Raw genomic sequence first — 22,257 nt, forward strand, 5'->3', positions numbered from 1 at the left:
TTTGCAACACTAAGATAAGTGAAAATTCTGACATGGCAAAATCCTGGGCAACTTTTTGTTGCTCAGGAACTTATAAATAAAGTTAAATTATAGTGTTGCGGAATTAAGGTATCTTAGACATATATCGCATAATAAATTAAATATGGGACCCAACAATCCCCAACACAAATCATTCCTCTGGCATCTAGATTTCGAACCATTCACTTGGAAGACTTGCTACGGAGAGCAATGCCCATCCTTTGTTACAGAAGAGAACAAGGAGGCATGGCGACGTTATCTGACAAAAGTAATCAAGAAGCATCTGAAGGTAGAGGTGATGAATACCTCTGAGTTCAGAGATATTGAACTCCAGATTAGGGAAGAAAAGCTGTTGCGCATCAAATGGGACGAGCAGAGAAAACGGTCCATGGAGAAGCAACGGTATCGCGCCAAGATGGAGCGACCGAGGATCAACTATATTCCCAAAGGGCTGAGTGTGGATTATGAGGAGGAATACTCCAAATATCTCCTGCAGGAAGTGAGCTTTGAGCCGAGGGACAATGATGACTTCATGGCTTTGCTACGGCTTCTGGAGCGTTGGCACAAGAAGTCCATTCCACAGATACTGGCCAAGAACAGGCCTGATGCTGCTTATGGCATCGCCATGGCGCTGTGCAAGCATATACCATTGCTCATCAACCGAGACGATATACAGGATTTGGTTGGTGAATACAAAAGGCGTATTGGTAAGCTGTTATTTGACAGTTATCAGGCTTTGGTAGTAGCTGTCAAGGCTTGGAACCATGAGGAGAAGAGGCAGGAGGTATGTCGTTTCATTGCAGAGACGGCTTTACAATACCCAAATCATCGGGGCATGAAGAAGAAACTGATGGATTTGATGCCGGTGGAGCCTTTTCATGGGGAGCCTTTGGCTATCGTTCGTGAGCCGAATGAATTGGAGAGCTCTCTGATGTAGATATTTTTTTTTCTGATTATTTTTGACTTTACATACTGACATTTATATAGGACATGATGAGAAATGCACCTGTAATTTTACCTGTGTTTACAACGAGTGTGCCTTTGGATTTTCCGTCTGAAGGCACGTTTGCGTTCAATAAAAAGACCAACAAGCAGTTGGAAGTGACGGTGAGAATCAACGAGCACCAGTACTTCAACATGAACTTCCTGAACCATGACGGTTACATCATGGCATGTTGCCGATGGGCGCATGTTCTTGATTTTGCTGAGAATGGTTATGACCGTTTTGAGCGCATCATCAAGAAACATTTCCGGAAGAAATATCCAGTTATCAGCAGTTTGTATGGACAGCATACTGATACGGCTGAGGACATTCACATATCTACCATTGGTTTTGAGGGGAATCCCAAGGAATGGTACATCTCCATGCGCATCTATGGAGAAAAGTTTGATGATCTGCTGCATGGTAATCTGTTGATGAACGTGCCCTTTGCCTCTGCCGTAGGTAATCTGTGCATGGCAAGCGTGGATGTGTTCCGGGAGATTATGAAGAGCGATGCCAAGCAGCCGAAGATATTGCTGAAGGAGTTGACGGGTATGGACTCAATTGACAAGGGGTTTGACTTTGGCAATTATCTCGATGCCCGAAATCCTGAGACTGGCGAGATTATATCGACAGCAAGAGAGGATGGTAAGGCTTCGGGTGTGGAGTTGCCGAAGGAAATGGAGATGCCTCAGAGTATGGAGGTTTATCCTGTCATCTGCTATCTTCCTATCTTCATGAAGTCGCTGAAAGACATGGATTTTGTCACATTTTGCAATGCCTTGTATTTTGAGATTCATGGCATGATGAGCAAGTTGGAGCAATTTGGGTTCTTTTCTTCCGATGAGTTGGGGGAATTGGAGAAGAATATTGCTTGCTTGGGTGAGAAGGTAATTGCTGGAGAAGATGCTGCTGCTGAGCGGGAGTTGATTTCTTCAACAGTTTATCAGTTGTTATCGAAGATGCGCGACTTATTATTGGATGAGAAATTTCAGGTAAAGGAGACTTTGGAAGGTAAGTTGGCCTTGGAACTGGATGGTTATATCAGAAAGCTCATCTGGAGGAAATGGGACACGACCTATCTGGAAGAACAGATTAAGCAGGAGAATGAGATTGCTGCGAAGGTGGAGGCAGATCAGGTTCTTGTCAAGAAAAAGAGTGCTGAATTGAAAGCCGTCATGGAGGGCATGTCATTCAATGCCTTTTTGGTATTCCACAGCAAGATAAACGAATTGATGAAGGGTAGGAAGGCTACTTTGATAAAGTATGTTTTTCTTACTTCAGAGATTCTGAATGATCATCAGCGTAATTGGGCGGGTGCCTACTACTGGCACAACAAGGAGTATGATGAAAGGCAATATAGGAGATTCAGGTGTCAGGCTGAAAGCCTTGTCATCCTATTTTATGAAAGTATCCTGAGTGGTACGCTCTATGACAATCATCCTAGAACAAAATATGCCTTGAAGATTCATAGCATCATCGAGGATTTGATGAATAAAGACTGGAGTAAAGTCAATGAGACCCTTAAATCATGAAGGAAATAAAGTTATTTGATTATCAAGAGGATATGAAGGAACGGATTGAGAAGGCGTTGCGTCTTCATCGATCCGTGATGGCACAAATGCCAACGGGAACAGGTAAGACATACCTGTTAACAGCAGTTATAGACTCTTTTGTGAGCAACAATCCAATGGAGAAAGTATGGATTGTAGCCCATAGAAGAGAGCTGGTGTCGCAGATAGACGAAACCGTAAGAAAGTTCCATTCTTATTCCGCATCAAACACCTCTTCCCTATTGTCATCCGTCAAGGCAATGTCCATTCAGTGGCTGATGAGACACTACGACGAGATAGAGGAAGAACCGGGAATGATAGTGATTGACGAGGCGCACCATGCCCTTGCCAAGACCTATAAGGAGATGTGGGAGAGATTCCCGAATGCTAAGTTCCTGGGACTAACGGCTACACCTTGCCGATTGAACGGTAAGGGTTTTACTGATCTGTTTGACGTATTGGTGCAGTCGTGGAGTGTTCCTGAGTTTATCAGCAAGGGAAGATTGGCGACATACGATTTTGTGAGCATCAAATCGGATGGTGTGACGCAACGGCTTATCGACTCCTTGCAGAAGCGAGGGGCTGATGGTGACTACCAGAACAAGGAAATGGATATGTTGCTGAATAAGAAACCAAGTATCGAAAGGCTCTATCAGAGTTTGGAAGAATTTGGTAAAGACAGAAAGGGCATCGTGTATGCTATCAATATTTCTCATGCTCAGAAAATCACAAGACTGTATCAGGAACATGGCGTGAAAGCCATAGCCATAGACTCGAAGACACCTGCCACTGAAAGACAACAAGACATTGAAGCCTTCAAGAAAGGTGACATCCAAGTGCTGGTGAATGTGGACATCTTCTCGGAAGGATTTGACTGTCCGGATGTGGAGTTTGTACAGTTGGCTCGACCTACATTGTCGCTTGCCAAGTATCTACAGATGGTGGGACGTGGATTGCGAGTGGCTAAGGGAAAGAAGAACTGCGTAATTATAGATAATGTAGGACTATATCGGGTGTTCGGGTTGCCTTCGCAAGTATGGAACTGGAATGCGATGTTCGAGGGAAAGCTGAAAGTTGGCAAGAGAAAGGAGACTCCGAAGGATAGAGAGTTTTTCCTGATGAACGAGAAGCAAGACGATATTCAGATTCATCCAGACTCAGAAATGATGATGGTGATGAGCCATGAAGAATTGCTCCAAACGATACAGTATCGTGAGTTTGTAGATAGCAAAGGGGAGTTTGCCATCATCAAGCTGCCTGATGGAAAGATGACGGTAGTGAACCGACAAGGCGAACAGGTGATAGAACCAGGCAACTATTATGACATGAAGCTGTTGGATGGCAACATCCTGTTCTACCGACCTCGCAGAAAGACTGTATGTTACTACGACCTCTTGGCGAGAGTTGTCATAGACGAGGACATTCATGCGAAAGATGCTCCCGAGGTGATCACCATCAATAAATGGGAGTTCGTCGAATATAATGGTCTCTTCAGGTCTCGTACCTACGAGCACTTTGCTTTACCTTTTCGCCCTTCCCAATATGACCTTTGGAATTATGGATATTATATGATTTACAACTTTCAATGCTCTACAGACAGTGGTTGTCAGGAATGGATATATAAAGAGGAGGATGGCGGCTCTATGCGCATGTATAAAGAAAACAGTGAAAAGGTTTGTTTTTTACGTGGCGACCATACTCATGTATATTGGCTGTGCGCCGACCTGTACGACAGTGGCATAGTGGTCATGGACAGTCATGAGGATTACTACTTCGTTGACTCCAGCTTGAAAAAGACCTATATAGGTTGCAATCAACCCAAAACAGAAAGCGAGAATTTGATGGTTGCGATGCCACGGCTTGGCAAACTGGTCTATGAGCGAGAAATGAAGCGCAGGAAAAAGCAAGAGGAACAGGAGTTATTGCTGATGCAAGAGAAGTCGGAGGCAGGGCATGTAGAATTATATCAGGCAGGAAAGAAATGGGGTGTGAAGGTTGATGGTAAAGTTATCGTGCCACCTCTCTACCATAGTATAGCGCAACCAGTCGGTGCTTATTGCGCCTTTGAACAGATTCCCAGACATTGGGGTGTTATGACAGTAAAAGGCAAGGTGATAGTTGATGCCAAATATGAGAAGGTGGAGATTCGTGATGGGGGGATCGCTGTGGTAACTGATATTACGGGGAAAACACAGACCATCCATCTGAAATGATCTACTATATGAGAATGGAATGCTAGTAAGGAGGAAATCAAGTTCATTGCCTTCCTGGTCTTCTAGTTGTCCTCTGCATAACAATCAAGCAAGCTTGTTGTTCTAAGTGCTTACGTATCGTTTGCGTTTAAATAATGCAAGAAGTTTGGCGATGTGAGGGGGATAATGTATCTTTGTATATTCAAAAAGACTTTAAACGTTTAAAAGGAGAAGATGATGGAACAAATATTAGTTACTAATAAGTTAGAAGGCTCTTAGTAAGAATCTTCTTGCCAAAAGGTAACTATTCCAAAATAATAATATAATGGACTTAAAGAAAAGCTTTGCAGAAAGATTGCATAACGCTCGATTAATGCGAGGATTGTCTATGCAGCAGCTAAGTGATATGATGGGCAACATTATCACCAAGCAAACTCTATTCAAGTATGAAAAAGGAGTGATGCTGCCTAAAAGTGGCATAGTGATAGCCCTGTGCGATGCCCTGGAGATAAACCCGGATTATCTTTTCAACTACAAAAGCTCTTCTCCTAAAAACATACGCTATGGTAAGCTGCAGGGATTGAGCAAGAGGGAAGAAATGACTATCATCAGTATCATTGAAAATACAATAGAACGAACTGGTGAGATAGAAAATATCTGTGGGAGAGAACATTCGTTCAATTCTATTCCTGCAGAACAGCCGGTAAAGACACTTTCTGATATCTACCAGGCTGCATCCATACTTCGTGAGGCATGGAAAATTGGTAATGCAGCTATCACCAATGTGATAAATCTCTTGGAATCAAATGGCGTAATCATAGCAGAAATTGATGCTCTTGATCCATTCATAAGCCAACATGCTATTCTGGATGACACCATTCCGGTGATAGCCATCAACAGCAACATGGATACAGAAAACTTTCGTTTTGCTGCCCTTAAGGAATTGGCGCATGCCATTCTTGACTTTGATGAGAGTATCGATAACAAAAAGAAAGAGCGTTTTTGCAGCGTCTTCGCCAACGAAATGCTTCTTCCACATGATGTTTTCCTCTCTGTAATAGGTGAAAAACGTCATGAGATAGCCTTGATGGAGCTGAAATATCTACAGAGTGAGTATGGCATTTCAGTGGATGCTCTGATGTCTAAGGCAAGATATCTCGGTGTTGTTTCTTCAAATCACTATTCCGATTATTGCAAGAACCTTGGCAGTGCTGATTCCACGAAGAAATCAGAACCAGGCTCCATTACCAAGGAGAAGGTCACAAAGTTAGAGAGTAGGGTTTACAGAGCATTGGCAAGCGGTATCATCACTCAATCCAAGGCTGCTGCTCTGCTGAATATGAACACGGTAGATGTTGTACGTAATTTTGTGACTGTTTGATATCAATAGAATGAATAACTAACACATCTTAAATATGAAGAAGATAATTCTATTTCTTCTTGCTATCCTGTATGTGGGGATATGCAAGGCGCAGCTCTCGGCAGCAGACTGCAAGTATGTATTGGAAATATTCTGCAGGAACTACTATGGTTCCTGCTTCGATGGGAAGACGTATGTGCCCAACACCATCATCATTACAAGTGTGGGCATTGACCAGAATAGCGGTGGAACCTTTGTGTCCGGGCTTCATTCCTACCAAGGACAGTATATTCCGTTCCGGGGAGAAAGACCCATACCAATGTACAGTTCAACGCTGTGATAGTCCGTCAGCCAAAGCGTGACTATGTGATTCTCAACAAATGGTATGAACCGGACCTGCTCAACCGTAAAGGTGGATGGGAGACCGGACAGAGACTCATTACCTACAAATAGAATTATTATAAAAGATTATGAAAATTGATGTTTTTTAGCGTCAATAGTAGCTGTATTTCTGTTCTTTGCATTATCCATCAAGGAATTTGGTAATGCAATGCAACATTTTAACGGCAACAGACATCTGTCTTAGCAGCCTTTCATTGCTCAATAATTCAGGTATTCCAATTTACCTGTTGTTCAGATCTGGTTGCTTTTAAGTTTCAGGTTAACAAGAAGGCTCAAAACCACATTTCTGTTTACCTTCAGGAATGTGGTTTTGAGCCTTCTTGACTAATAACAACATAAGATTTATGGGGGATGCATTCTGTTCCTGCATCCCCCATATGATTAAAATTTTATGGAAAGTTCTGTGTTAATCAAGCTGTAGTTATGCTTGCTAAGTGTACGGTTATTGACTAAGGCATACTCTGCAGAGAATTTCAGATTTTTGGTGAAATAGTAATCGGCGCCTGCTTCGTAGAAGGTTTGGGCTGAATTCCATTCACCATTATTTCTGTAGAGGTCATATCGAGCCTTTAGACTCACTTTGTTCTTTAGCACAGGCACAATACCTAAGGCATAGAAACCGTCTGCTTTGTTGCCATTGTCTGACAAATTGCAGTCCGAAGCACTGTCATCGTTCGTGTTGGTCATTGTTTTTGCAAAGGCTTTTCCTGTAGAGTGGATGTATTCTGAGCGGAATGTCCATCCATTAGAATCATATTCTCCACTGATGGCATATCTGTACTGAGGGAGACTTCTCACTCCCTTTTTCTGCTCGCCTGAAGTTTCGTCCGTCCAGATGCCTTTTCGGGCGTAGCTACCTTCCCAGCCGGAAACACCAATACGCATACCCTCAATTGGCATCACCCAGAAACTGGCTACCACATTCTTTCTCTGATCTACGTCTTTGAGATTGATGCCCTGGCCGTTTACGACACTTACACCATAATGAAGAAGGTTTCTGCCGTTTTCATTCTCCAGAAAGTCTCCTTCTGCCATGATACCGATATCTCTACCGTTGCTTGAATGCATGCCTGAACGATCACTGTAGCCTGTGAATTTCAGAACTGCCTGCCCATTATCCATGAAGCCTACATCTACAGGGTGGATTGGACTCTCAAATGTAAAGGGTACCTGGAATTCACCTACTCTTACATTGAAAGCCTTGTATTTTTGCCATTCAATGAACAAATCTACCACGCGTGGTGAACTGGCGAGGGTAGAAGTGTTGCCTGTTATCTGGAGTTGTGTTTTCCAGTAAAAATCTCCTGCGACCTTGCCATCCAATGCCAGTCTTGCCATTCTGAGATTGAAGGTATTAGCTTCATTATCTTTGGGGTTTGTCCATTGGTATTGAGCAATGGCAAAGCCTGATATCCTTATGTTGTCTGCCCAGGTTGACTTTTGGGCGAACAATGAGAGTGAAGACATGGCCAGTAGGGCACTTATATATAGCTTTCTCATGTTTCCTGCCTGCTTGAATTTACTTATACTCTTTTTCTACTTCATCCAAGGAAATACATTTGATGCCCATATTTTTCATGTCAAATACGTTGGCTGCAGCAACTTCTGGAGTCTTTGCCGAACAGGCATCTGTACAAACGACAGTTTCATAGTCATAGCTCATGGCGTCATTGGCTGTACCTCTGACACAGTTTGGATACTGTGTACCGGCCAAGACAACTGTCCTGACACCCATGCGTCTTAACATGAGATCAAGATTTGTGTTGAAGAAGGCTGAGTTTCTGAACTTGGGTGACATGATGTCTTCTTTCTCCGGCTTGAGACCATCTACGAGTGCTCCACCCCAGGTTCCTGGTACGCAATAACCCGTTTTTCCTTCAACAAAGAGGGGGATACGTGGTGCATCGACATCAACACCAGATGATCTGTGGTCGCGGGTTACCCAGACTACTTTCCAGTTCTTGCTTCTGCCATATGCGATGAGCTTATTGATTGCCGGTATCGTAGCCTTTGCGCCAGCTACACACAACTTTCCCTTAGGATCGACGAAGTCATTCTGCATGTCGATAACCAGGATAGCTACATCGTGCTTCTCTACTTTGGCTGTTGGGTACTCGTTCTGTGCGTTGGTTGAAAGAACTGCCATTGCCATCATTACCATAAAAACAATCTTCTTCATAATCTTACCTTTTTAATTAATACTCTTTGTTAACTTTTCGAGTGCAAAGGTACGCAGAATGTTTGGAAGAAGAAAATAATACCAGCAAAATGTTACTGATAACCTGCATACGCTTTCTGTATGTTTTAATAAAGTTGGATATGTGTAACAATGTGTAAGTGTAATGATTGTTTTCCTTACGATTTGAATAAATGTATAGAGAGGTGCTATATATGAGTACTATTTGACTCTATATAGTACCTCTTATTTAATAGGAACATCCAGAATAATGAATGATTACTTCTTGTAGACTACTTTCAATTCTTCAATTTTCTTTTGGGCATCCTGAAAATTGGTTGTTAATGACTCTGCATTCTTGACAAAGACGGTACTGCTAGAGTATCTTTCTAGTTTCATATACCAGTTGGCCTTGCCGTTGGATACATAGTAGCCGATTTCATTACCTCTTGTTTGGTCGATTTACAGATGTACACGATATAGAAATGGATATTCTCTCATATATTTCCATTGGAATAGAAATAATAAGCGATGATTAATCATTTTTCTGCAGTTTCTTTTGTTGGTTTGAAATTTAATGTGTACTTTTGCCATGGCGTATATTCATACGGCAAAATGAAATGAATTAATAAAAAGTATAAGCTATGCAGTATCCAGCAATATCAGAATATGTAAAGGCAAATCAAGATGCTAGTGATAATCTTGATACGTCCACCGGAGCAACGAAAGCAGAGTTAAATGAGGCCATTACAGATGAATTTGGCGTAAAATACAGCAAAGATGGAAGAAAATTATTGAAAGCTCCTTACAAACTTAATGGTACTTATTCTATTAAAGAGGGTGTAAGGATAATATGTAATTGGGCATTTTTTAATTGCCGTTCATTGAGTAGCCTTGTTATTCCTGATAGTGTGACCAGTATAGGTGATAAGGCATTTAGCGTGTGCACTTCTTTGACTAGCCTTGTTATTCCCGATGGTGTAGTATGCATTAATGGCAATCCGTTTGGTAAATGGAATAGTAAGCTTGAATGCTTATCACCGAACTTTATTTATGAGGATGAAGTCTTGTTCAATAAGGACAAAAGCAAAATTATTTCTTGCAGAGTTCAAGGTATAAGTTCATATATCATCCCTGACAGTGTTACTAGTATAGGGGATTGGGCATTTAGTGGTTGTGAATCTTTGCGTAGCGTTGTTATTCCAGATAGTGTTACTAGCATAGGGCGTGGTGCATTTCGTGATAGCAATCTTCCTGTTAATCTTCAACTGAATTTAATCTCCCGATTCGGAAAAAATATTTGTGTAACTTTTTATCCTTATCCTTGATTATTACGACGAAGAAGAGATACCATCAAAAATCAATTCCATCATAAATAGGAAGTCCTTCCATACCCATCCAAGCCTTCCTCCTTTGCCTTCTCCTTTTTCAATATATAAAATAAGAGGTGGAGAACATTCTCTACCTCTATCCTCAAAGTTTGGCGATTTACATATGTAAACAGGGTATAGAATAAGTTCTGTGAACGCCTGCGTTTACTTATCTGCAAAGATACTTCCTTTCTTTGAAACAAGCAAACTATTCATCATATTTTTTAAGAGCCTCGCTCATGCGCTGTTCCAGGTCACGCAAGACATGAGCCAACACCATCACAAACAAAACTACATGTGGCTCAACGTGTGCAATCTGCCCGAAAAAAAATCCTAGCTAAAAAAAATCAAAAAAAGTGGATTTCTAAGAATTTATTTATACCTTTGCAAGCACAAATAAGCCCTCGACAGCACGGTTAAGTCAAAAACAAATGAGAATATTCAATTTTATTGGTGACACCACCTATACAACAAGAGAAGGAATATCATATAGGATAGACAACAAGGAACATAATATTCAGCGAGTCGGCAAATCCTGGGTAGTGGATGGAAAGGCGAGTTCTCTTGAAGAAATGGTGAAGATGGGCATCGCTAAAAAAATATAGCACGAGTTTACAACAGTACCGCTATTGGTAAAGTTGTGTGGCATACCCCGGCTACTTTTTTCTAAAAAGGTGAATAATAATTACCTCATCGTAAGAAAAAAGACAAGGATTATGATATTATAAGAGGTGGAAAACATTCTCCACCTCTTTATTATTGTTTCACACAAATGTTTGAGTGTAACCGCATGAATACCAATCACCCTATTGTTCAGTATGCCAATATACCAACTTGCATCTTAGTCAGATTGTATTTATCCTCGATAACAGACCAGGAGCATTTGTCTGAACCAAACATCTTCTGAGCTTGAATCAGTTGATACAGTTCTTTTTGTATGTCTCGCTTACCGTAAGGAATACGAAGCACCATGTTGATGGTGCTGGCCAGTCTAGCTGAAGGATTTAGTAATGCATGCATAAAGAACACATTCAGATCACTATCACAATCATTTATAGAGAACCTATAGTTTCCTGTTTCCAGAATTTTGCTGATGTTCGTATATCCTTGTGCCCCAGCTATGATTATATCACCATCAAAGAAGAAATCCAATATGTCTTTTTTCTCTTCACTCATATAGTAATATTTTAAATCATTATGGCTTAAAAAGGAATCACTATACCTGGATTGTATGATAGTAATGTTTTCTCCTGAAAGTACGAAGGATTGTATGAAATGATCGTTTTGCCTTCATAATGCGTAGAGGAGAACAGAGACTTGTATCTATCTTCCCAGTTTTTGAAAGCCTTTTCCGAATATACTTTCTGTGGGTACAGTTCGTCGAGTTCTTTTTCCCGGCCTACTTTTTCATTGAGAAATGATTTTCGTGAATTGCCTAGCTCATCATATTTGCTTTTGGAGCACAATACGTATGAAGAGAATGGCATTTCCCTGGCTCTTTTCTCCATCCAATCAATACCGTTAATCAGGCTTTCCATATGAGCTTCCCTTATCCTAATCCATGCTCGCCTTGTTGGTTTTGCTGTTTCTTGCATGAAGTCAGAATACGCCCCTATAGGTATACGGCTTATCTTGCATACCAACACCGAATCTCCCTTTGCGACAGTAGTCATTCGGGAGAGCATCTCTTTAGCTGTCATGTTCTTCGATAGGTTCCATAACGCTGTACGCTCGGTAAATTCATTTTCATGTGCCTGTCTGATCTGATACAGATATTCGTTGAATGTACTACAGGCAATGATTCCGGCTATACCTATTAATAGGACACCGACTGCCATAAAGACTTTTTTCTTGTCAATCATCATTTTTCTCTTCATCTTCTTTCTTTATTATTTAGTTTTACAAATGTCAGGAGTATTGCATATAGTAAAGCGGCTCCACCAATTGCCCAAAGCAGCATTGAATAAATCTCGTAGCGATTACAGGACTGATGCAGCATATACCTGATATAGTCAGCGAAGCTCATATCTGATGGTGATGGATGGCTTACCATGCCAAGTTTCATGTAGTGTATGGACAAGGCGATAGAAATCACCCCGACAATAGCTGCTACAGTTGCTACACCTATTCTAAGCATCATTCTTCTTGGTGATGCTTCTTTCTTTTTAAATTGTCTCATATTCTTCTTTATATTTATTTTCTATATAACTTTTCGAAACGACCATGATAATCACAAACCTGTTCAATCGTGATTGTAGAGGTTGTTGTATCCAGTCGCATGATGCACCTGAAAGGATGTTTCAGCGTCACAGCATAGACATTGTCTATTGGAAGATGCCGTAATCTATGAAAGTTCCCTGGCAGTTCAAACAGCTGTCTGACATCTACTATTTTCCTGAGTTGATTCATTAGCTTGAAAAGCGAATCTGCTATTTCCTTGCCCAGCTTCTTTCTGCAGGTTGCCTCGTTTACGAGACAACCTGCTAGTTTCTTACTATTTGCTATTTTCATGTGTTATCACATTAACAACTTATTTATATCCATAGATGTATATATTAGCCTATGAAGCAGTTCCTTAAAAAGAGATTGGTCATTCAATTTCCATCCACGATAAGAAAAATGATATATATCAATAATTACAAGCTTTTTAATCTTATCAATATAGATCCATTTATCTCTTCCATTACCATAGTTCTTGTCTATACATTTTAAGTCTTTATATATTTTTTTGAAGAAATTCATACCAGGCTTCCCAGCAGAGTTTATGATGACTGTCGGATTTATTAATTCTATCTGTTTCTGTAAAATTTCTCCATATAACGAAATATAGCTTGACAGAAGTGAATCATTAATAGAGCCATTTCCAGGTTGTTTCTTCAGATTAATACGAGCTATAGGGGCATTATCCCAAATGCTCCAACATTTATCTATATCAGCAAGAACTTCTAAAATTTCGTTTTCACTATGAGATCGATACAACATAAATATGCAGATTATACTGATATAATTCTTTGCGAAAGAATTATTTATACAAATTTCTTCGCTCTTATTACTTCTTAAAGTTTCTGTTTTTATATCCCACTCTACACCACGATTTGTTGTATCTTCGTTTTCTTCAACATCTTCGTTGCTGTCTTTTGTTACAACTAAGACTCTGAAAAGCGAGTTTAAATAATCCACGATTTCGTGACCATTGGAATTTCGTGTCCAATGATCTCCTTTGTATTCACATTTTCCACGAAGAAGAATGCTATCTTTACAAATAGGCTTTTTGATACCATTCTTCTTAACCAAAGAGATTTCAGATCTTTTGCGGTAATTTACCTTATCTATTAACTCCGGATGAGAAAGAATATACTTTGTTCTCTCATCATGCTGCTTGAAAATATCATCCAATTTAATTTTGAGCTCTAAAGCTCTTTTTTCATTTTCTTTCATATCTAATCTGTTTTATTGTTATAAACTATACATTTATTAGCACTAGCTTCCGTATCGGCAGCCTTGTTGGCAATTATGAGTATTTCCGGAGAATGAAGAGAAGTATCTTCGTATACTCCCCATGATACCCGTTTCTCAGAGTCCATGCACCACCTATTTATATAGGTTTCTAATTCATTGATTGCATCCTCTGCTAGCTTCTGCCATTTTGGACTAATGTAGATTATACATTGCCATGTAGATTGAGCGACATGTTCTATACTCAGAGCATCTTTGAATGCTCTTCTCATAAACTCTTCTACAGCTTCGTCTGGTTCAGTTGTCAAACGCAGGGTAGAATGTGAGTCACCCAAAAGAGCTTTAAGCTCATCCGTTGATACAGGATAGATAGCCTTTCCTGTAATCAAATCATTTACTCTTTTCATTTTTCTTTTTCATTAAATTTTGTTCGCAATAGCTTTACTATCGTCATATTTCGGGTGCAAAAATAGAGAAAATAAACGATAACTCAAAATTTAACAACATCATTTAACCATGTAATCGACTGAGTAACAGCTTGTTGTATAGAAGACCTTGGTTATGAAGAACAGGGCTGCGGATTTCCGCAGCCCTGTTCTTCATAACCAAGGTCAACAAGTCTCTGGGAACGTCTCAATGTCTTTGTCTTTAACGTATGATTAAAGTTCTATATATCTTTTAACAGCGGTTAGTTGCGGATTTTGAAAGTGATGAGGAATTATTATCAAATTCTTAGTTTTAAGGATAGGACATTAAATCCTGTTTTACGGTTACATGAATTCAACCATATTAGTAGCTGATAAGGCCGAATATGGTTGGCTTTACTCTTGATATTTATGAGCCTCCAGCAGACACCATTATTATAGGTGAAGGCGGTATCATGGACTGTGTATTAAATATAAATAGATTAGAACTTTTGCAAAAGATAAAGGGTGAACATTTGGCTCACCCTTTATCTTATTATTCTCTAAATACTTAATGTATCAAATAGCCACCTTCAGTAGTTCCTACTATATAGAACTTATTTGGAGTGCCAATCTTAAAGCGCTTGAATTTGTCAGAGGTCTTCATGCCATAACACTCACTCTTTTCCTTCACGTCTTCTGTAGCAGACTTTTCTGAATAGTTGGTGATGGCTTTTACCCAAAACACATTATCTATGTGCTTTTCTGCAATATCATTTTTGGCGAATCCGTAGGCTATACGGTTATTGAAGGTATAAGGAGTATTATCCTTCGAATATGAGCCTAGAAGATACGTTTTAGAAGGGAAATCCTTTTCTTTATCGCAAGTACGTTGCCAAGATGGAGATACTGAATATGTTCCAAACACTTTGAAACTCTTGGCAGGAATACACTCGATTTCCTTCTCCTTTACGGTAACACTTGGCGTTGTTGACTTGATGAATTTAGTCAGGCTTGATGTTGATTTAGCGTTACCATTCCAGGAATAGGTGTCATTTCCCCAAAATCCGCTACCTGAAAGATAGGCATTTGCTGAACCATAGCCTACGCCTTTGGCTATACTGTTTACGGAAGCCGATGTTGTGGTAACCTGATTGTAGGTTGCAGTAGAATAGGTTCGTCCCTGATAATACTCATTGGCCAAGCCATTCAAGGTGAAGAACGTCTGCGTTAAGTTAACGAAGATGTCCTTGTCAGTCTTGTTTATAATGGAGAATTTCACAAAGCCGCCTTCCGACCATAAGTTATACAACACCTTGCAATCCTCATTCTCATACACTAAAGAGTTGTCCTGCATTTTCATGTTGCTATCATAATCAACATCGTAAACCTGATAGAACGTACTCTTGCATGATACCATGCTCAAACCAAGAACAGCTACCAAGGCTGTATTCATAATAAACTTTTTCATGTGCGTAATGTTTTAAGATAGTGATATGATGCGAAAACATGAAGGTTTATGGATATGAGTCTGCAAAATGCGGGCTCATATCCATAGTTATTTGGGCGCAGGAGCTTCCATTTTTCCTGACTTGCCGAATTCAGTTTGTATCTTCTTGATCATGTCCTTTACCTCCTGGTCGATGCGATTAAAGTTATTGTAGAGAATTCGTTCCTTGGCATCCGTGGACTTGAAGTTGTAATATATAGGAAGAGGGTAGTTCTTATAATCCTCTTCTTCTGCCTTGATTTCGTCCATGTTGAAGTTCGTTTTGCAGAAGAACTTTGAGGTTTTGAACTCCTCGGCCTCCTGGATATTCATAGAGCCGTTCTTTCCAGTCTTGGTTACGGTGAAATCTCTAGCTGTCTGTCCGCAGATCCAACCGGATGCCATATCACTGATTTTTGAGGCAGGTACCAAACTGTCCATGTTCTCATTGAGATTGATGGAAGTACGGTCTCTATCAATCGTAATACCTTTCTTGAGTTGGACAACCTTTCCGAAGATGTCTCCAGATAGCCAGTCCAAGGTATCCTTGCTTCTGGCGGAACCACTGATGACATTGCCCACGGTAGTGATAATCTTGTCTTTACCCACCTTGCCATAGTCAGCTTCAAGCTGAGGTAGCTCCTGAAAACCGAGAGTAACGGCTACTTTATTACTTCGAGCTGTACCGATAAGTCTATCAATCTTATGAAAGTAGAGCGTCGGAAGCTCATCCACGATGATACTCACAGGGACGTTTTTGCCTTGACCACTATTCACTCGGGTTACCAGACGATTGAGAATCAAAGCATTCAGTGCACCGATGATACTCTCCATTTCTGGGTCGTTGGCGATAAGCAGATAGCTTGGATTTTTCGGGTCAGAGACCTTCAAGTCGAAGTCATCTCCGCTGAACACCCAATAGGCTTCCTTGGTGGCAAGGCGTGATGTCTGAACTCGGAGCGTACCTATCATACCTTCCAGCTGTTCCATAGCTTTGTTGTCAAAGGCCGTTTTGAATGGTCCCAAGAGAGGATATACTTCGGGGTCGGTGACCAGAACCTCGAAAATCTCCTCATAAGAGTGGTTCAAGAAGGAGAGAACATGAGGCATGTCGGAGTATTGGCCTTTCCAATAAGCTGGCTCCACCAGTTTATCCATCTGTCCCAGGCAGCCTTTGGCATACACTCGTCCTGTGAGTCGTTTATGATGAGTCTCTGGGTCTTCGCTATACTCAGCATCCAGTTCATGACCGTATTCATCGTATGGTTTCTTTCCGTAGTTGACAAAGAAATAGATACATGCGGCCAGGAAATTGGTGGCTGATGTCTGGAAGAACTGGTCGCTACCACCACCTGAGCCCTTTTGACCTTTCTGGAGGGATTCTATGAGTGTTTCTGCCGTTTCCTGAGCTGCTGCCAGATTGCCTATATACTTTTGCTGGATAGGATTTACTCTACAGCTGTATTCTACGTTTACGAAGTTAATGATACGGAATTTACACCCTTCCGGGATTTTCTTCTGTTCCTTATTCTTTCTATAATGATAATATAGCTTGGTGGCCAGGGTCGGAAATTTATAATCGTACACCACCATCGAGAACCCTTTACTGGAATGCTGCCTAATATAAGGTTCTATAACAGAGAATGTTTTACCTGAGCCAGGGGTTCCCACTACCCAGGTTCCTCTGAAAGGATTGATGATGTTGATCCAGCCATGACGGAATTTCCCCTGATAGTAGAAGCGCATCGGTATGTTCACGGAATAAGGATTACTGACACACTCTGTGGATTGCTCGAAACTCTCGTTCTCCAAGTTGAATCGGTCTTTGAGCATGCCGCTTCTGAAGTACTTGGATATATTGTCAAGTGCTACCTGTGTCAAAACCGTTCCGGCAATTGACAATAGCATATATACCCAAATGTTACCACTAAGTATGCCTATTTTGAAGTGCCAATCCCAATAGTAGATACCAACAGACAGCAAAACCATCAGAAGGCCTGAGGATATAGGCCAGATAACCATTTTCTTGGCATCATACTCAATCTGCTTCTTATTTTTTGTACCAATGCAGGTAATAATGACCATGATGAGGGTCACCAGTTTACTATAGGGCAGGAACTGATATACAGACAGGTGCTGAAGTTGGCGATGTAATCCTGTTATGATGCCTCCCAAGAAATCCAAATCTTCGGGATTGAAGGCATACATGAAGAACTCCAGGAGCAAAGTCACATAGATGACAGCCCTAAACAGGGTATAGGTTCCTTGTAACTCTTTTGATTCTTCCATTGTTGTATTTACTTGTTACATTTTACACTATTGGCTTTTTGTTTCCAACGTTCCTGGCATGCCGTGACAATTTCTGTCATGCTTCTGGTTTTCCTAGGATTGCCCCTGAGTTCATACCAGGAATCCATGAGCGTGGTGAAGGAAATGAGTCTGTTCATCTTTCTCATCTTATAGTTCAGAGCACGGAGACTTCTTCTGACATTACTCATGCACTCGATTCTTTCCTTGACAGTCATCTTCGCATTCTTATCCTTGTCTTTATTCAATGGAACAAGAAGTTTGATGTCTGCTGCCACTTGCATGCCTGTCTCGACCACCTCCGTATAAATGTTGTTCTTCCTTTCTGATACTGCTACAGCTATGAGATTAGCAGGACATTCGGATGATGTGGCTTTCAGCTGCTTGATGTTCTTGAACGCCTGATCCACCTCATAATAGATGCCATAAGTCTCGGCTGCAATACTTAGAATGTCACCAAAGCTATCCAGATAAGAATTGAACTGCTTTTGAAAATCAGTGATTTCCTCCACCTCTTCTCTTAGGAATTTATGCCCCGACAGGTTAAGTGTCATGGCAGCATCCTGGGCTATAAGCGTTTGCTTTGCCTGTTTTGCATAAGTATAGAACATACCGGCTCTTATTACGTCTCCACCAACCCATGCCTTTGCCTGGGTATGAAGAAGCAGGAGTGTTCCACAAATCAAAATATATCTATTCATTAGCTCATGCATTTTATTGGAACCATGGTTTGTGTTTTTGCCTCATACGATAGAATCTTGTCACTTGTTTCATGGCCTTACTATGTCGCCTGATGGCATCTGAGGCTATCATACCATTTGTTTTTTCGATTTTTCCAGCTATGGCTCTGTTCCATACGTCCTCAAAATTGTAGATACAGACACTAAGAGCAAGGCTGAAAAGTTTTTTGTTCAACACTTCAAGTTCCTCGCTCAGTTGCCATAGGAGCATCGTACGCTCAGCACCATTGAGCATGCTCTCTTTACCGCCTGCTTTGATGACCTTGTTCAAGATGCGGTAGGCTTTAGTAAACTCTGCCGCAGTTTCCATGTAGAGATTATTCATGCTCATGGAGGCGAATACACCTTCTGGATTGATTTTTCTGGCTTGGTCAATCTCCCACAAATAGGTGAGTGTCTGCATGCCATCTTGATACAGAGTGGCTGCTGCAGCTATTTTCTCTGCGTAGCCCTTGGCTGTTGTGAGATAGGCATTATACTGCTTTTCCCATTTTTTCATGGTGGCAGCATCCTTTACCATCGATCCCTGTACGCCTGCAAGATCATTCATATTGTCAGTTTGACTTTTTATTTTGGCACTTACATTAGCTTCTCCTTTTTGTATGGCAGCATATTGCAGGGGATTGGAGGTTGCTACCCCTTGGCTATAACCTTTAATCCAGACGGAAAAAATGAATATGCCTGCCAGAAGCAGCTTTTTCTTAATTTGTAATTTCATAAATTCCCTTTTTCCTTTTATTAAACTCAACTCTGCGCCGGATTTCTCCGACAATATCCTTCCTTGCCTTGATTCCCACCAGTTTGAGACAGCCATTGGTTCGGTCTCTGCTAAGGATGATGACCGTTTTGATACCGACCAATAGCTGTAGTAGGTTTTGACGTTGCTCATAATCCACTACACGATAGAGTTCAATATAGTGAGTTGTTCTTGCCACCAAACCCTTCCTTATAATTATCTGCTCTGAAGTTATTGTGTAACTTGTCACCAGTTGGGACAGGGTAGCCAGCGCAGACATGAATATCCCAAAGATGGCAAAGGAATAGAAAATCCAATGCTCAAGTTTAGTGATATGATGCCCCATCCATATGCATCCCAATATGAATGGTATGAAGAGCAGGTTAGTGAGCAGAATGTATCGACAACATGGACGTAGTTTCACCTTGGGATAGGCATTTGATTCGAAGTTATACATATGATATTGATGAATAGTACTACTTTTACTTGATTTTGGGGAGATGGGCTATATGCCCATTCCCCTTCCTTCTCCACGTGACATGGCTGCTTCATGATTGAAATTTTCAAATTTAGCAGCTGCCACTTCCGCTGGAGATACTACCCCGGGCTTGAAATAGACACCTTTATGCTCGTAAATGTCAGGACGTGGCATGGCTGGTCTTGATAGACTGGCTGCTACGTCCAAGCCTGTTGTCACTGCCGCCAATATTGCTGCTCCCAAGTTGAACCCATGTCCTTCCTTTGTACACATCTTCACTTCAGGGAAGATCTTGTCAAAAAGCTTCATGCGTTGCATATCATTTACCGCCAGGAACTTATTATATTCCTTTTGGGTAATCTCGTGAGAGAATACATTGCCATCGATGACAGCGGACATCTTGTATTTACCCTCAATTACCTTTCCGTCAGCATCTTTGAGACGTTCCACGGCAATGTCACTGACTTCCGTGGCTCTTCCATGTTCACCACTTCTTCTCCACTCCTTGCTTGATTTGAGATTTTCAAGCCCCTCACCATTTACCTTGGCATCACCCAGGAGAGTTAGCTTGGTTTCTCTCTGAAGGTCAGAAAGAGAGATGTCTCCCAGTGACTTGCTCTCTGAAAGGATGAGTTTTTTGATGTCCTCCTGTGACAATGAATCCACAGAAAGGCCTCTTTGTTTGAGAAGGTTGGCTATTCGCTCATTGCTATAACCGGAGTTCAAGTTCTGCTCTGCATGAGATTGTGGAAGCTTGAGTTCCTTAACAACAGTCAGTTTATTACCCTTATCATCCGTTATAGGTATAAGTTGGGTAAGCATCTTGGCTCTCCCGTCGTCAGTAGCATTTCTGAAGTTCTGATACTGTTTCTCGGAAATCTTGAAAGCCCACATGCCCACATCGCTGGAATCGCGCAGATTCAAAAGATAGTTGCCAGAAATTTGATCCTTCCATACCATGGCTGAGGTAATGAGTGCCTTGGTGTTGTCACTTGTCAAACTATAGTTACCATGCATGCTCACTACACCTTTAGCCGTTTCCAGATTCCCCGATAGAATATGGTCTTCGTTCTTGCCATTGCTGGCGTCTTTTATCTTCACCTCATCAAACACCTTGTCAAAGAGTTCCAGGCGATGCTCATCATCGTAGTTGATGAACTTGATATAGTCTTCCTTGGAAATCTCATGACTCATCACCTCATTATTGATGACAGCTGTCATTCTGAATGAAGTCTTCTCCCCATCGTGAGTGGGGTAGGTTTGGATTTCTCCTACGCTTACTCTTCTGCCATCTTTGACAGGAAGGTAGAAAGCCTTATTCTCAGTGAGCATTCTGCCATCGACGACACCTATGGAGTTCCATCTGTCAATATAACCTGTATGATAATCTGTTCGCTGATGTCCCAATGTAATGATATCGATATGCTTTTGATGAGCATTCATTGCATCTTGAGCGATAAAGATCTCTTTCTCTGCCTCAGGCTTGAGCTTGATATCAACATAGTCCTTGGAGTTGAGCATCTGCCGAGTGATTTTGCCGGCAAAGTCATTTTCAATCACCTTATTGATTATAGAGAGTCGCTCGTCTATGGACACCACATTTTTGCCCTTGTTACCTTGCTTGCCTGTATCCTTGAAATTCTTCGCCATGAGTTTGGAGAGTTCCTCATTGGAAAGGTCGTATTGTAGATTCTTGTTGACGGAAGAAGACTTGATGGTCAATGTCTTGTTCTTATCATCAATGACGACTCCATGGGAAGCGAGTATATGTTGGAAAAGTTCTGGTGTAGCATAAAGAGTGGATCCCATAGCTTTGTCCAAAGGTTCTGCCAGACCTTTTGGACGAGCCAGCGTTCTTGGCTTAGAATGAATCTCCAAGTTATGAAGAGGGTCGGCAACCTGTGTGCCTTTATCATAAAAGCCGTATGCTCCACTTTTAAGCTCTCCTGGTTTCAGCCTTCCATCAGGACGGTCAACTACAACCGGTGCAGAAGAAGCGAAAAAAGGTCTTCCTTCGATTCGTCGTACATGGTAGCCTCTTTGCGGAAGCAATGATAGTCTATCCATGAAGGAATTGAATTTTCCGTATTTTGCTCCCATGAAAGGATGGAACTTGGGTTCTCTATAACCATATTCTCCATCCATGATGGTGTGCCCCCATTGCCCCATATTAACAGGAGAATTGGCATTCTTGGCCGTTACCCATGCATTGGGCATATAATAATCGTTCTTCACGATGGATGTGAACGTCTCGTATGCCTTTCGGTTAAATGAATTGGTTCCTCCTGATCTGAGATTCTCAACCTGACTTTGCGTCAAGGTGTAGTATCTTGGGGTGGAGGAGTTGTGTGCAAGGGTTATAAGCTGCATCTCACCTGATGGAGTTTGAGAGAGATGTGCTTGCATACCATTGGCATTCAGGGTAGCCTGTAGCTGGGGAGCGATATCATAGCTCCCAAAATTGGAATTTCTTCTGAGTAGAGTCACGTTATTAAAAGTATTAAATGTGTTAAACTTTATTCTACTTTTTACATAAGTTACACAATCCGAACAAACGGATTGCTGTACCTTACAGGACATAACGAGTGCCCACT

General features: G+C 41.2%; 21 protein-coding genes. 7 read left to right on the top strand and 14 right to left on the bottom strand.

Annotated features, from left to right (window positions below; translation table 11 throughout):
• Positions 1-142: 142 nt before the first annotated feature.
• From ACTQ16_RS15600 to ACTQ16_RS15620, 5 genes are all read left to right on the top strand, one after another.
• Positions 143-955, top strand: coding sequence for a hypothetical protein (locus ACTQ16_RS15600; protein WP_441938289.1), 813 nt, complete (start codon positions 143-145; stop codon positions 953-955).
• A gap of 53 nt (positions 956-1,008) precedes the next feature.
• Positions 1,009-2,535 carry a hypothetical protein gene (locus ACTQ16_RS15605; protein WP_441938291.1) on the top strand — a complete coding sequence of 509 codons (1,527 nt, stop codon included), beginning with the start codon at positions 1,009-1,011 and terminating at the stop codon, positions 2,533-2,535.
• Between the two features lie 32 nt (positions 2,536-2,567).
• The gene (locus tag ACTQ16_RS15610; RefSeq protein ID WP_441938293.1) at positions 2,568-4,766 is read left to right on the top strand and encodes a DEAD/DEAH box helicase; all 2,199 of its coding nucleotides are present in this window, start codon (positions 2,568-2,570) and stop codon (positions 4,764-4,766) included.
• Positions 4,767-5,070: 304 nt separating this feature from the next.
• Positions 5,071-6,126 (top strand): helix-turn-helix domain-containing protein, encoded by a 1,056-nt coding sequence (locus ACTQ16_RS15615; RefSeq protein WP_441938295.1) that lies wholly within the window; start codon positions 5,071-5,073, stop codon positions 6,124-6,126.
• A gap of 34 nt (positions 6,127-6,160) precedes the next feature.
• A complete protein-coding gene (locus ACTQ16_RS15620; protein WP_441938297.1) occupies positions 6,161-6,445 on the top strand; it encodes a hypothetical protein in 285 nt (94 codons plus the stop codon).
• A gap of 443 nt (positions 6,446-6,888) precedes the next feature.
• Here ACTQ16_RS15620 and ACTQ16_RS15625 read toward each other — a convergent pair whose 3' ends face one another.
• Positions 6,889-8,007 carry a porin gene (locus tag ACTQ16_RS15625; protein WP_441938299.1) on the bottom strand — a complete coding sequence of 373 codons (1,119 nt, stop codon included), beginning with the start codon at positions 8,005-8,007 and terminating at the stop codon, positions 6,889-6,891.
• A gap of 19 nt (positions 8,008-8,026) precedes the next feature.
• Positions 8,027-8,686 (bottom strand): cysteine hydrolase family protein, encoded by a 660-nt coding sequence (locus tag ACTQ16_RS15630; protein WP_006847929.1) that lies wholly within the window; start codon positions 8,684-8,686, stop codon positions 8,027-8,029.
• A gap of 641 nt (positions 8,687-9,327) precedes the next feature.
• Here ACTQ16_RS15630 and ACTQ16_RS15635 point away from each other — a divergent pair.
• Both ACTQ16_RS15635 and ACTQ16_RS15640 read left to right on the top strand, forming a co-directional pair.
• A complete protein-coding gene (locus ACTQ16_RS15635; RefSeq protein ID WP_441938301.1) occupies positions 9,328-10,011 on the top strand; it encodes a leucine-rich repeat domain-containing protein in 684 nt (227 codons plus the stop codon).
• A 473-nt stretch (positions 10,012-10,484) separates the two neighbouring features.
• Positions 10,485-10,658 carry a hypothetical protein gene (locus tag ACTQ16_RS15640; RefSeq protein ID WP_418332364.1) on the top strand — a complete coding sequence of 58 codons (174 nt, stop codon included), beginning with the start codon at positions 10,485-10,487 and terminating at the stop codon, positions 10,656-10,658.
• Between the two features lie 208 nt (positions 10,659-10,866).
• Here ACTQ16_RS15640 and ACTQ16_RS15645 read toward each other — a convergent pair whose 3' ends face one another.
• The 12 genes from ACTQ16_RS15645 to ACTQ16_RS15700 form a co-directional block, all read right to left on the bottom strand.
• Positions 10,867-11,229, bottom strand: a complete 363-nt coding sequence (locus ACTQ16_RS15645) for a hypothetical protein (RefSeq protein ID WP_441938303.1) — start codon at positions 11,227-11,229, stop codon at positions 10,867-10,869.
• 26 nt (positions 11,230-11,255) lie between these two features.
• A complete protein-coding gene (locus ACTQ16_RS15650; protein ID WP_441938305.1) occupies positions 11,256-11,930 on the bottom strand; it encodes a hypothetical protein in 675 nt (224 codons plus the stop codon).
• Positions 11,927-12,232: a hypothetical protein gene (locus ACTQ16_RS15655; protein WP_441938307.1), complete on the bottom strand. Its 306-nt coding sequence runs from the start codon at positions 12,230-12,232 to the stop codon at positions 11,927-11,929. Before ACTQ16_RS15655 ends, ACTQ16_RS15650 begins: the two co-directional genes overlap by 4 nt.
• 14 nt (positions 12,233-12,246) lie before the next feature.
• Positions 12,247-12,564 carry a hypothetical protein gene (locus tag ACTQ16_RS15660; RefSeq protein WP_441938308.1) on the bottom strand — a complete coding sequence of 106 codons (318 nt, stop codon included), beginning with the start codon at positions 12,562-12,564 and terminating at the stop codon, positions 12,247-12,249.
• 6 nt (positions 12,565-12,570) lie between these two features.
• Positions 12,571-13,491: a hypothetical protein gene (locus tag ACTQ16_RS15665; protein ID WP_441938310.1), complete on the bottom strand. Its 921-nt coding sequence runs from the start codon at positions 13,489-13,491 to the stop codon at positions 12,571-12,573.
• Between the two features lie 2 nt (positions 13,492-13,493).
• Positions 13,494-13,916, bottom strand: a complete 423-nt coding sequence (locus ACTQ16_RS15670; RefSeq protein WP_441938312.1) for a hypothetical protein — start codon at positions 13,914-13,916, stop codon at positions 13,494-13,496.
• Positions 13,917-14,484: 568 nt separating this feature from the next.
• Positions 14,485-15,384, bottom strand: a complete 900-nt coding sequence (locus ACTQ16_RS15675; protein ID WP_441938314.1) for a hypothetical protein — start codon at positions 15,382-15,384, stop codon at positions 14,485-14,487.
• Between the two features lie 87 nt (positions 15,385-15,471).
• Entirely contained in the window at positions 15,472-17,691 is a 2,220-nt protein-coding gene (locus ACTQ16_RS15680) for a type IV secretory system conjugative DNA transfer family protein (protein ID WP_441938315.1), read from the bottom strand.
• Positions 17,692-17,699: 8 nt separating this feature from the next.
• Positions 17,700-18,410: a hypothetical protein gene (locus ACTQ16_RS15685; protein WP_441938316.1), complete on the bottom strand. Its 711-nt coding sequence runs from the start codon at positions 18,408-18,410 to the stop codon at positions 17,700-17,702.
• 13 nt (positions 18,411-18,423) lie between these two features.
• Entirely contained in the window at positions 18,424-19,167 is a 744-nt protein-coding gene (locus tag ACTQ16_RS15690; protein ID WP_441938318.1) for a hypothetical protein, read from the bottom strand.
• Positions 19,151-19,642 (bottom strand): PH domain-containing protein, encoded by a 492-nt coding sequence (locus tag ACTQ16_RS15695; protein WP_441938320.1) that lies wholly within the window; start codon positions 19,640-19,642, stop codon positions 19,151-19,153. Before ACTQ16_RS15695 ends, ACTQ16_RS15690 begins: the two co-directional genes overlap by 17 nt.
• A 48-nt stretch (positions 19,643-19,690) precedes the next feature.
• Positions 19,691-22,150 carry a hypothetical protein gene (locus ACTQ16_RS15700; protein ID WP_441938321.1) on the bottom strand — a complete coding sequence of 820 codons (2,460 nt, stop codon included), beginning with the start codon at positions 22,148-22,150 and terminating at the stop codon, positions 19,691-19,693.
• Positions 22,151-22,257 lie beyond the last annotated feature (107 nt).

Source organism: Prevotella sp. LCP21S3_D2 (assembly GCF_052118345.1).
GTDB lineage: Bacteria > Bacteroidota > Bacteroidia > Bacteroidales > Bacteroidaceae > Prevotella.